Source organism: Pseudomonas rustica (assembly GCF_018336155.1).
GTDB classification, from domain to species: Bacteria; Pseudomonadota; Gammaproteobacteria; order Pseudomonadales; family Pseudomonadaceae; genus Aquipseudomonas; species Aquipseudomonas rustica.
In genome coordinates, this window is sequence record NZ_JAGYHF010000008.1 from 121,573 (window position 1) to 133,829 (window position 12,257).

The following is a 12,257-nucleotide window of genomic DNA, read 5'->3' on the forward strand; positions in this document are numbered from 1 at the left end:
CCGACATAGCACTAGAGAGAGCGACCAGGATGGCGTTACAACACGAGCAAAATTAATTTCAGATCTCTTCCTTGAGCTTGAGCAGCGGTTCTTGAAAGCGCAGCAATCGTCCGGCATTGCCCAACACCAGTAGCGTACTGAGGTTATGCAACAGCGCCGCGATCATCGCCCCGGCGGCACCTAGCCAACCGAATGCGGCGAACACAACGATGGCCAGCGTCCAGCCCAGACCGATGACCACGTTGACCTGCAACGTTCGGCGACACTGTCGACTGAGGCGTACACAGGTTCCGAGCCTGCGCAGATCGCTGCCGATCAGCACAATGTCAGCCGAGGCCAACGCGATATCCGCACCGCCCGCGCCCATCGCAACACCAACTACGCCGGCCTTGAGTGCCAGCGAATCGTTGATGCCGTCACCCACCACCATCGGCCGGAAACCGTTGCCGATTTCCTTAAGCACACGATTGAGTTTGTCCTCAGGTAAGGCCTGGGCTTGAACCTCTTGCAAACCAACATCACGCGCCAAAGTCTGAGCGACACTCTGCCGATCGCCGGTCAGCAACAGTTGCCGACCCAAGCCCAATTCGCGCAACTCGCTGAGGGCAAAACGCGCCTCCGGTTTGACGCTGTCGGCCAGCAACAACCACGCGAGGAATTCCCCGTTCAAGGACAACCCGGCAATCGGGCCGTCGTGCTCGGGAACGCTCGTGGTGCTGATGCCCAGTTGCGCGAACAACTCCGGCCGCCCCAGCGCCGCCTCGCCCTGCTCCGTCATGGCAACCACACCCAGGCCCTGACGTTCGTGTATCTCACTCAGGGCGACGGACTTATCCTGACTGACCAACCCCGCCAACGCTCGACTCACCGGATGACTGCTCGCCGCTCCGAGGCTGGCAGCCAGTGCGGTAATCGCGGAGGTGTCTGCGAGTGAGCTGTCGATCGACTGCAAACGCAACGTGCCGTAAGTCAGCGTGCCGGTCTTGTCGACGACCAGCGAGGTCAGGTCAGCCAGTTCTTCAAGAAACGCTGAACTGCGGATCAGAATCCCGTGCCGCGCCGCCACTGCGACACCGGCAATCGCCGTCGCCGGCGCAGACAACACCAACGCACACGGACACGCAGCCACCAACACCGCGAGCATCGCCTGCGCATCATTGGTCACGAACCAAGTCACCGCCGCCAGCAACAACACCAGCACCATGTAACTGCCGGCATAACGCTCGAGCAAACGAGTGATCGGTGGTTTCGAACGCTCGGCGTTTTGCATCAGGGCGATGACTTTGCCGAGGGTCGATTCATCACCTGTGCGAGTCACTTCAATACGCAGCAGTCCATCAAGGTTGATCGCGCCGCCGAACACCGTCATGCCGACAGCCGCCTCGACCGGCACTGACTCGCCGGTAATCGAAGCGGTATCGAGACTGGCCTGGCCGGACAGTACCCGACCATCCGCCGGCACCCGATCACCGGCGCGCACCTCAACAGTGTCGCCAGATTTCAGCGTGCCGTTGTCCACTTCGAGGATCGAGCCATCGGCCTGAACCTTGCGCGCGTGACTGCGCGTCAGTTGGCCGAGCGCATGGATCGCTTCTTGCGAACCGATGACACTGCGCTCTTCCAGCACGTGGCCGAAAATCATGATGATCGGCAACAGCGCCGCCGTGAGCAGATCACCAGTCGCCCACGCGCCGAGCATGGCCAAGGCAATCAGTTGATCGGTGATGCCGTGCAGGCTTGGATAACGCAGGCTGTACCACGCCGAACGCATCACCGGCACGGCGACTAATAAAGAAGCAAATCCGAGCAGCAACTGACTGACACCGGTCTGCTCCGGCACCAGCCAACGCCAGATCAAACCGAGACCGAGCAAGCCCAGCGCAAGCATCGCGAGGGTCAATTGCCGAGCAGCGCGGCGTTGTTCGGCCGAGGACAACAGGCTCGGTGCGGAGGTCGTCGCAGTCATTTACTGGCTCCCTGAATGATCAGGCGGGAATCGTCTTTCGGATCGACCGTGGTCACCGATCCGGCCTGGCCGAGAATCTTCGGCATGCGTTCGCGGTACAGGCGCAAGAGCATTTGCGGGTCGGTGCTGCTGGCCAGACTCGACACCGTGGCGGTGTCGGCCGAGGCTTTGGCCAGGCGTTCACCCGCCTGTGCGTGAGCCACTTGCAGCGTGCGATCGGCTTGTTCGTTGGCGGTCTGGGTGAGTTTCTCGGCGTCGGTGCGCGCATTCGCCACGGCTTTATCGGCTTGCTGACTGGCAGTCAGCACGGCGTTGAACGCACTTACGGCAGGGTCAGGCAGACTCGATTGCACATCAACCCGCGCCACTTCGATACCGATGCCCTGCCCGCTCGCCTTCAACTCGGCGAGGCGTTTGTTGATGCCTTGCACCAGATCACCGCGCAGCCTTTCACGGCGTTCGGCGGCTTGATTGTCAGCGCCGATCAATTCCGGGCGAGCGACAAGAATGGTGTCGAGATCTCGCGCGGCCGTCAGTGCGACGGCGCTGCGGGTGACCAATCGATCCAGCGCCGGCAGCACATGATCGGCCTGCAAGACGAAGTCGTAAGGGTCGGTGACTTTGTAAAAGACCCGCACATCCAGTTGCACCACGCCGGCATCACCGGTCAATAAATAACCAGACCCGGCCAGCGCATCGCTCAGCGGTGTGGCGAACGAAGCGACGCGATCAGCCTTCAACGCCTCATCACTGCGCAACAGATTTTCCACTCGGCGTTCGATCACCCGATCCGCTGCAGGCAGCAAAACCACCTGTTCGAACGGCTGCGGCCAAGCCAATAACAGACCGGCGTTTTGCACGCGATCCAGTGCGCCAAAATGCAAAACCACCGCACGATTCTGCGGGTCGATCTGCCGCACGTTGGAGAATGCCCACGCCAATGCGGCCAACACCGTTACCGCATACAGGGCAAAAAATGCCAAACGACCGGCCTGAATCCAAGGGCTGTTTAGCGAATGTGTTCCACGTGGAACTTCTTCATTCATGGCTGCGATCCGGATTTGCTGTCGAGTGTCGGCGGGCCGTCAACCAGTACGCGGAATGGCGCGGCGTCGGTGCGCAGAATCAGTTTGGTGTCCGGCGTGACGATGGTGCCGAGGGTGTCCAGTGAGCGCAGCAAGTTGTACAGCTGCGGAGAACTGGCGTAGGCACGGCCGTAAATCTGCGCGGCTTCGACGCGAGATTGCGCTTCGATTTCTGCGGCTTTCACGGTGGCGTCAGCTTGCACAATTCGCGCATCGCGTTCGGCAGCGGAACGGATTTGCGCCGCTTCGCGTTTGCCGATCGCCGTGCGTTCAGTGGCAATTGTTTCACGCTCGGCGCGCATGCGATCGACCGTGGCGGTGAGCGTTACCGACGGCAAGGTCAAACGCTCGATGCCAACTTGCACGACACGCACGCCATAGGTCGCGAGCAATTGCTGATCAATCTGCTGACGCAACTGCGCTTCGAATTCAGCGATGTGCACTTGGCTGGCATCGGTGTTGACCAGATTCGCCAGATCGAAACTGCTGGCGGTGGTTTCCAGCGCCGAACCAACAAAGGTACGAATCTGCCGCGCCGCTTCATCGGGCTGGTTTTGCACTGCGCGCATGAAGCGCTGCACGTTGCTTGGATCGCCCTGCACCTGCCACGCCACGTAGGCCTGAACGATGATGCGCAAACCATCGCGGGTACCGACATCCTGCAAGCCGCTGGAGGTAGTGCGCAGACGCAAATCCACCGGAATCGCCGCTTCGAATGGCGCCGGCCAGCGCCAGCTCAAACCCGGTTCAAGCAATACCCGCGATGGATTACCGAAGCGAGTAATGACCGTGGCTTCACCGGAGCGCACTTGCACCAGACTCGCCGCGGCAATGGCGAACGCCACCAGCAACACCGCCCAGCCCATGCGCCGCCACGGGAAAGGCCCCGCCTCTTCCGGCGCACCGTGGTGATGATGCCCATGATGATGGTGATGTCCGCCGTGGCCGTGATCGTGGCCGCTGTGATCATGCGGTTCGTGCGTGTGCGACTGGCTCAATGGGCGACTCCTGGTTGAGCGATGGTGCGCGCGGGCGTCGGGTCAGCCGGCAGCGTGAAGGTACGCAGGTCGATGGTCGGCGCATTGCTGCTGCCACCGAGGCGATGATCGAGCACCAGCAATTGGGCTTTGCTCAGGCCTTGGCTGAGCTGCGCGAGGTATTGCTCCAGCACAAAGGCCTGACCGGCACTGGCGTAGGCTTTTTGTTCGGCGCTGAATTTCAGATCCGCCGCTTGCGCCGTGGCACTGGTTTCGCGTGCATTGGCACTGGCCTGATCGCAAGCGAGGCTGGCCTGCAATTGCGCCTGATTACTCGCTTCGGCCGCCGCGCCACGCTCCCGGGAGATCAACGCCTGGGCGCCGATCTGCGCCGCTTGCACCGCGTGATAAGCATTGGCGGCACCGGCCGGCGGGTGAATGGCTTCGACCACCGTGGCGAGAATCTCGACGCCACTGTTGAGTTGTTGCAGATCGCTTTGCACCGCGCGACCGATCTCCTCGCCCAGCCCTACCCGGTCTTCACCGAGCAAACCGTCGAGCGTACGCGAAGCAAAGTCGTGCACCAGAATCCGGCTGGCGGTGCTGCGGATCAGTGTGGGCACATCAGCGCTGTTGTACGTCGCGGCCAGCGCCGCCTGATCCGTCAGGCCGATGCGATAGACGAAGCGCACGTCCATGTTGACGATCTGAAAGCTCTGCTGATCGCCATGGCTGCTGGCGATCACTTGCGACTTGTCGTTGACGTGACTGGCATCCCACAAACGGTTGGCCGTCATCGGTGCCGGGCCTTCAGCGGGATCGGCTTGTGGCGGTGCCGGGTTCTCGCCGACGCTGGTAGCGAGTTCATGCACCACGCCGTTTTCGACGATCAACACGCGACCCAGCGGCCACGGCAAACCTGTGTGCAAACCGGGGTCAAACACCTGCACCGGTTTGCCGAAACGCTCATAAATGCCGCGACCCTGAAGAGGGATTTCATGGATGCCAGTAAGCAACCAACCCACCGCTGCGACCAGCGCCAGCACCGGCAGAAACGCTCGGCGCATGTAACTGAACGCCCAGATCTGACGTAGATCGATGCCAAAACGGTTGTGTAATTCATGCTGCAACGCGAGCAACGGTTGCGGCGGCCAGCGCAGCATGTCAGCGACAAAACTGCGCGCCAACAGCGTCGGTTCGAGCTGTTCGCGGCGTGGGCTGAAGACCGAGAGTACCGCGCGCAATAGCAGCTCGATCGCGACCAATCCCGGCAAGATGCCGATGAGTACCGCCACACGAACTGGCCAAACCGCGTTCTCGCCAGCGAACAATAAACACAGCGCGCCGAGCACCAGACTGATGATCGCCACGCGCGTCAATTGCGCCAGCGCTCCTGCTTCTGGCCATTGCGCTGGATTCTCCTGAGCGAGTTGCCGCTCCAGCACCAGCAAACCAAACGCCAGCAGCAACGCCAACGCCGCACCGACGGAGGCGGACACTCCAACGGCAGCGGCGGGCAACGTCAGGTTCCACACCTGTTCGATGCTCAGCGCCACCAGCAACGCCCAACCGCCCAACCACAGCGTCGCTGCACCGATCTGGCCAAGCACATGCAAACCGCGCTGACTGAGGCGATCCAGCAGGCGTTCGTACCAACCTTCTGGCGCAATCGCTTGATCGTCAGCAGTCGGCGTCAGCACAACAGGATTGATCACCCGCGCGCGCCATTGCGTCACCCACCACGCCGATTGCAGCCCTGCGACCAGCACCAGCAACGCCGCGCTCTGATTGACCAGCAGCGGCAGCCACAATGACTGCGGCGCAAACAACCCGACGAAAAACGCCGACACCCAGCCCGCCCCGGCCAATCCGCCAAGGCCCAACGCCCAACGCCGCAGTCGCCTGCTCTGCATGGTCGCCTGCTGAAAACGCGGCAGTCCGGTCACCTGCGTGCCATCCACCTCCAGATCAACTTGCATATCACCCCAAAATCATTGGCTCGCGGTTCATATCGTTACGATATAACGAAAAGCGTGAAATATTCGTACACAATTACCCGTATTCAAAGACGCCCAACCTGTCGCTTGCCTGAAGCCTTGACCGAAATGTCTGGAAACGCACATATTACGTTCGTAATTTTTATCGACAGCTACTTTTAGCGATCCGCATCCATTCATCAGGAGCAAGCGCATGAGCATCTATGACGTAGTGATTCTGGGCGGCGGCCCCGGTGGTTATAACGCGGCGATCCGCGCCGGCCAGTTGGGCCTCAAGGCCGCTTGCGTCGAAGGTCGGGCGACCCTCGGCGGCACCTGCCTGAACGTCGGTTGCATGCCGTCCAAAGCCCTGTTGCACGCCTCGGAGCTGTACGACGCGGCGATGGGTGCGGAATTCGCCAACCTCGGCATCGAAGTCAAACCGACGCTGAACCTCGCGCAAATGATGAAACAGAAAGACGAAAGCGTGACCGCCCTGACCAAAGGCATCGAGTTTCTCTTTCGCAAGAACAAGGTCGACTGGATCAAGGGCTGGGGCCACATCGACGGGCCGGGCAAGGTTACGGTGACTGACGATCAGGGCAATAAGGTCGAGCTGACTGCCAAGGACATCATCATCGCCACCGGCTCCGAGCCCACTCCCCTGCCCGGTGTCGAGATCGACAACAAACGCATCCTCGATTCAACGGGCGCGTTGTCGCTGAGCGAAGTGCCAAAACATCTGGTGGTGATCGGGGCCGGCGTGATTGGCCTGGAGTTGGGTTCGGTGTGGCGGCGACTCGGCGCGCAGGTGACCGTGGTCGAATACCTCGACCGCATCTGCCCTGGTGTTGATGGCGAGGCCGGCAAAACCCTGCAGCGCTCGCTGAGCAAACAGGGCATCGCCTTCAAGTTGAGTTCTAAAGTCACCAGCGCGACGACGTCGGAAAACGGCGTGCAGCTCAGCGTTGAGCCGGCGGCGGGCGGCACGGCGGAACTGCTCGAAGCCGATTACGTGCTGGTGGCGATTGGTCGTCGCCCTTACACCCAAGGCCTGGGCCTGGAAAACGTCGGTCTGAGCACCGACAAGCGCGGCATGCTCGCCAATAAACAGCATCGCACCGAAGCCGCTGGCGTCTGGGTGATTGGCGACGTCACGTCCGGGCCGATGCTCGCGCACAAGGCTGAGGATGAAGCGATGGCCTGCGTCGAGCAGATCCACGGCAAGGCAGGCGAGGTCAATTACGACCTGATCCCCAACGTGATCTACACCAAGCCGGAACTGGCCAGCGTCGGCAAGACTGAAGAGCAACTCAAGGCTGAGGGTCGCGCGTACAAGGTCGGCAAATTCCCGTTCACCGCCAACAGCCGGGCGAAGATAAACCATGAGACCGAGGGCTTTGCCAAAGTCCTCGCCGATGAACGCACGGATGAAGTGCTCGGCGTGCATCTTGTGGGGCCGAGCGTGAGTGAGATGATTGGCGAGTTTTGTGTGGCGATGGAGTTCAGTGCGTCGGCGGAGGACATTGCCTTGACCTGTCATCCGCATCCGACGCGCTCGGAAGCGTTGCGCCAGGCGGCGATGAATGTTGAGGGGATGGCGACGCAGATGTAGAAGATCAAAAGATCGCAGCCTTCGGCAGCTCCTACATGAAATGCGCCCCCTGTAGGAGCTGCCGAAGGCTGCGATCTTTGCTTGTCAGGCCGGCAGATGCCCCAAAGGCAAAGCCCCCGGTGTCTTCACCGTGTGAATCGCAAAGTTGCTGCGGATGTCACTCACCCCCGGCAACTTCAACAGGCAGCCGCTGAGAAAGCGGTCGTACGCGCGCAGATCCGGCACCACCACTTGCAGCAGAAAATCCGATTCCCCCGACACCAGAAACGCTGAAATCACCTCCGGCAATGCCGTCACCGCCGCATAAAACGCCTCGGCCTGTTCGTCGTTGTGGCGTTCGACCTTGACCCCGACAAACACCGTCAGCCCCAACCCGACTTCGTCGCGATCGAGATTGGCCTGATAGCCGCGAATCACCCCCGCCTCCTCCAGCATGCGCACCCGGCGCAAACACGGTGAAGCCGACAAGCCGATTTCATCCGCCAGCTCGACGTTGCTCAGGCGCCCGTCCCGTTGCAGGGCGGCGAGGATTTTGCGGTCGAAGGCATCCAGTTTCATGTTTGGCAGATCCCGATAGTTATCACGCGCAAAGCTAGCAGGTTATGCCAATTGCAGAAGCTTTTGAAGCCGACTACGCAAGCACCTGCCCCGCCCTTCAGCCCTAGACTGGCGCTACCGAATCGACAACGAAAGGACTGAACCGTGGCGAGTCTCTGGCTGTTTTTCCTGGCATTGGCGGTGGTTTTTCTGCTGCCCGGCCCAGACATGATCCTGCTCCTGCAAACTGGCGCGCGTCAGGGACGCAGCGCCGCATTGGCCACGGCGATAGGTCTGACGATTGCCCGAGGTTGTTATGTGGCGTTAGCAGCGTTGGGATTGGCGGCGTTGTTCAAAGCAGCGCCGTGGACGTTCGAAGTGGTGCGGCTCGCCGGTGCGGCGTATCTGCTGTGGATCGGTATTCAATGCCTGCGCAGCACACTCCTGCCGCACCTGACGACAGGTGAAACTGCCGATAGCCACGGCCAATGGCGCGAAGCGATCCGGCGCGGTTTGCTGACCAACCTGCTCAACCCCAAAGCCCTATTGTTCTGCTCGGTGCTGTTGCCGCAGTTCATCGTCGCCGACGGCGCGCCGGTGCTGAGCCAGTTCGCCCTGCTCGGTGCGCTGCTGGTCGGCGTCGGTCTGCTGTTCGACAGCGCCTATGCGCTGACCGGCGCCGCGCTGGGCCGTTGGCTGCAACACAGTCCAACGGCGCAACGGGTGCAGCAATGGTTGTTCGGCAGCCTGTTGATCGGCTTCGCCGTGCGCCTGACCTTCGTCCAGCAGGCTTAGCCTTTGTGGGCCTTGCGCTGACGACGGCTGATCAACAGCAACGCGGCGGCCGTGACCAAGACAATCGCGCCAACCTGCACCGGCCACTTGTATGGTCGCAGCGTCGTGCGTACGGAGTCCGTGACCTGGGTGACGTAACGCTTGTCGGCGTTTTCGAAATCCGGATACGGGCACTGATTGCCGAAATCCACCGCCCACAACACGTACGGGCCTTCCTTGATGTAACGCTGATACAGCGCGCTCTGCTCTTCGAGGCTGCTGTTCCAACCCGCCGCGTTGCACAGCACGGCAGCAAACGCCTCACTGGTGTGCGGCAGGTTGTCGGCGGCGCGGCTGGCCAATTCGGTGGCGACGAAACGGTAGTGATAGCGCTGATCCGGTTTCGCTTCGCTGGCCTTCTGGCGCTGCACTTCGGCTTCGCTGACCAGCGGGCCGACTTTCAGCTCGGTGGATTCCAGGCTGTAGTTGCCGCCGAACGTGGCGTAATCCGGAGCCATCTCGTAACCGAGGATGTCCATGCCCCACTCGCGCGCCGTCCACGCGGCGTTGTACAGCGCACTCGCGCGTTTGGTCGGCCACCACGCGGAATCGGCTTTCAAGCGTTGCTCACTGTAAAGGCGAGCCTTGTTTTGCAGGTCGGGATTGTCAAAATACGCGACCGCCTCGGCGTAATGCCCTTCGCGCAGCAAGCGCCGACCGAGCAGATTGCGCAGGCTGGCGGCGACCGGCAGCGGCACGTAGTTATCGCGCTCTTGCTGGGTCAATGCGGGCGGTGCCGGGACGTTATCGTCGACGTATTTTTTCAGCTCTTCGACCGTCAGCACGCGTTCGGCCACGGTCGCGGCGTCGAACCAATAGGTGCTGTTGCTGCGATACAACTGCACGAACGCTTGCAGGTATTCGCCGCGCTGCAAGGCGAGAATCGCGCTTTCGCCTTCGACCCGGCATTTCGGCTGCAGGCTTTCGTACGCCCAGTCCGGGGTGCGGCGATAACCCCAATCTTCTTTCTGCGGGAAGGCTTGTGCGGCTTTCGAATAGGCTGCGGCGGCGGCATTTTTGTCGCCGTCACGCACCGCCAGTTTCGCGCGCAGCCACCACGCGAGTCCGCCGTCGCCGGCATTTTCGAGAAAAGCTTTGGCACCGGCGTAATCGCCCTGTTGATAACTCATCGCGGCCAGACGATCAGCATTTTCGAGACTGCCACGGGTGCTGTTTTGCAGCAGCTTCACCAGTTTTTTCTCGTTCGGCGGTTCGTCACCAAACGACCAGCCCTGACGGCTGACCAACGAAGCCGTGACCAGTTGCTGCACCGATGTGTGCTGAAGCAATTCGGCCAGTTCGACCTCGGGCAATTCCGCCAACTCATTCATCAATTGCTTGAGCGAGGTGTAACCCACGGCGGAACCGTGCAGGTTCTGCGCTTCATACAATTCGATGGCGCCGTTCCAGTCGCCCGCCGCGCGCACCACCCGCGCCTCTTCGCCGAGGCTGGCGACACCCAGCTCCAACGGATCGCTGAAACCGTCGATGCTCAGTTGCCGGGCCTGACGGAACGCATCACGCGATCGCTCCAGCGCGACGACCTTATCCCCGGCTTCGCTGCTCATGGCGAACAACGTGCGCCCGAGAGAATACGCAGCCCAGGTGCTGCGCAATGGACGCTGATACGCCGGCAGCGCCAGCAGCTTGTTGAAATATTCGACGGCGAGTTGATGATCGCCCGTGGCAAACGCGACTGCGCCGGCCACGTACAAACGGATTTCCGCCGGCAGGCTGGCGCCCTGCACCTCGACCTGATGCGCATCGGTCAGGCCGCGCAGTTGCTTGACCAGCGTTTGCTGGTCGGCGCTCAAACCCAGCTGTTCAGCCTTATCGCGCGCCTCGGCGGCTGCGTTTTCTTCGCCGTACAGGTCGTTGGGATTGTGCGTCGCCGCCGTGACATTCTTCAGCCCGGCGATGGCTTTGCCGAGGCGGCTGAGTTCGAAGTTGAAGTTGCCCTCCGGCAGATCCGCCAGGGTTTGCCCGCGATTGTCGAGCAGGCGCATCGGGAAGTCCGGGCCGCAGGCCAGCGCCGAGCCCAATGGCAAGCAGAGGCTCAGGCAGAGCAGATGGCGGGGCCAGTTACGGGTCAACATGCGAACCTCCTTGATCAATATGTGCGCAACGCGCCCAACCGATGGCGCGTTGTCCGCCCGCCGGCAATCGGCCGTCGTGCAGGCGGGTGAAGGTAAGCAGATCCGGGCCTTGTTGCAATGCATAACCGGCGAGCGCATCGGCACCTTCACAGCTTTGCGCCTTCAAGGTGATTTGCGCGGGCCAGGCACTGTCGAGGTTGCCGGGGTTGTCGAGTTTGATGTCGTAAAGACCGTCGTTTTCGCTGAACGTCACGCCGAGCTGGCTGACGAGTTGATCGCCACGGGCAACCGCGCGCAAGGTAGTCAGACTCCAGGCGCGGCGATCGTTGGCCAGCGGCAAACGAAACCAGATCAACCCTGCCAGGTGCGCCGGCGGGTCTTCGCGCAGGGTCTTGCCGAGTTGGCTCAATGACAGCGGATCGGCGAGCAGTTCCTGACGCTCGCCACCGCGCTCGAGTTGCACCTCACTTTCCACCAGCGGCGCCCCACCGTCGTCCGGCAACAGCGCGACACCGTAGGCCGGCAGCGCGAGATAAAAAGATTTGTCGGTGATTCGCGCCCAGGCCTTGGCCCACTTCAACGCCTGATCGGAATCAAACAAACCTCGACGCGGATCGCTGACCGCGTGGACTTGCAGCACGCTGCTGTCGACGGTTTGCAGAAGTGTCGGCAATTGCGCACTGTCGAGCCAGGCTGGCAGTGCGGTGATGCTCAGCGGGATTTCTTTCGGCAATGCCGAGCGCAGCTGTTTGAGGAGTTCAGCGTAGGCCGGTAACCGCGCATTACCGGCGTCGTGATCGATCTCGACGCCGCTCAGCGTCAAGCCTTGCGCCTGCCAATCGGCGAGCACTTGGAGAATCTGCGCGGTGACTTGATCCTGATCCAGCGACTTGAGCTGACCATCGAGACGAATCACCGCGATCAACGGTCGGCCATCAGCTTTCAACAACGGCGCATCGATTCGCGCGCGGCTCCATCCGGCATTCGGGAAGGCTTGCAGGGCTAACACACGCAGCGTCGAGAAATCATTGTGGCTGTCGCGCAACGCCGACTCATGGGCCGGCGTCCATTGGCGTTGCCAGATGTAGAGTTGTTGGTCGAGGGGTGGCGCATCTTGTTGCTTGCAACCCACAAGCAAGATGCCCAAGAACAGACCGACAATAAACCGCAT

General features: G+C 61.4%; 9 protein-coding genes. 2 read left to right on the top strand and 7 right to left on the bottom strand.

Features of this window, described 5'->3' with window-relative positions; translation table 11 throughout:
• Positions 1-58 precede the first annotated feature (58 nt).
• Genes KFS80_RS17015 through hflK (KFS80_RS17030) form a run of 4 tightly spaced genes read right to left on the bottom strand, consistent with a single transcriptional unit; the run spans position 59 to position 6,007 of the window.
• Positions 59-1,966: a heavy metal translocating P-type ATPase gene (locus tag KFS80_RS17015; protein ID WP_212545404.1), complete on the bottom strand. Its 1,908-nt coding sequence runs from the start codon at positions 1,964-1,966 to the stop codon at positions 59-61.
• Positions 1,963-3,012, bottom strand: a complete 1,050-nt coding sequence (hflK, locus tag KFS80_RS17020) for a protease modulator HflK (protein ID WP_212545405.1) — start codon at positions 3,010-3,012, stop codon at positions 1,963-1,965. Before hflK (KFS80_RS17020) ends, KFS80_RS17015 begins: the two co-directional genes overlap by 4 nt.
• The gene (gene hflC, locus KFS80_RS17025) at positions 3,009-4,049 is read right to left on the bottom strand and encodes a protease modulator HflC (RefSeq protein ID WP_212545406.1); all 1,041 of its coding nucleotides are present in this window, start codon (positions 4,047-4,049) and stop codon (positions 3,009-3,011) included. The genes hflK (KFS80_RS17020) and hflC overlap by 4 nt, the downstream gene beginning before the upstream one ends.
• Complete coding sequence (gene hflK, locus KFS80_RS17030; protein ID WP_212545407.1) at positions 4,046-6,007, bottom strand: protease modulator HflK; 1,962 nt, start codon at positions 6,005-6,007, stop codon at positions 4,046-4,048. Before hflK (KFS80_RS17030) ends, hflC begins: the two co-directional genes overlap by 4 nt.
• Before the next feature lie 211 nt (positions 6,008-6,218).
• Here hflK (KFS80_RS17030) and lpdA point away from each other — a divergent pair, with 211 nt between their 5' ends.
• Complete coding sequence (gene lpdA / locus KFS80_RS17035; protein WP_212545408.1) at positions 6,219-7,619, top strand: dihydrolipoyl dehydrogenase; 1,401 nt, start codon at positions 6,219-6,221, stop codon at positions 7,617-7,619.
• An 84-nt stretch (positions 7,620-7,703) separates the two neighbouring features.
• Here lpdA and KFS80_RS17040 read toward each other — a convergent pair whose 3' ends face one another.
• Positions 7,704-8,177: an Lrp/AsnC family transcriptional regulator gene (locus KFS80_RS17040; protein ID WP_053125245.1), complete on the bottom strand. Its 474-nt coding sequence runs from the start codon at positions 8,175-8,177 to the stop codon at positions 7,704-7,706.
• A 144-nt stretch (positions 8,178-8,321) separates the two neighbouring features.
• Between KFS80_RS17040 and KFS80_RS17045 the strand changes: the two genes are divergently transcribed.
• Positions 8,322-8,951: a LysE family translocator gene (locus tag KFS80_RS17045; protein ID WP_212545409.1), complete on the top strand. Its 630-nt coding sequence runs from the start codon at positions 8,322-8,324 to the stop codon at positions 8,949-8,951.
• Here the strand turns inward: KFS80_RS17045 and KFS80_RS17050 are convergent.
• Positions 8,948-11,086 (bottom strand): hypothetical protein, encoded by a 2,139-nt coding sequence (locus tag KFS80_RS17050; protein WP_212545410.1) that lies wholly within the window; start codon positions 11,084-11,086, stop codon positions 8,948-8,950. The two genes, KFS80_RS17045 and KFS80_RS17050, sit on opposite strands and share 4 nt — an antisense overlap.
• Positions 11,073-12,257, bottom strand: coding sequence for a DUF3142 domain-containing protein (locus KFS80_RS17055; RefSeq protein ID WP_212545411.1), 1,185 nt, complete (start codon positions 12,255-12,257; stop codon positions 11,073-11,075). The genes KFS80_RS17050 and KFS80_RS17055 overlap by 14 nt, the downstream gene beginning before the upstream one ends.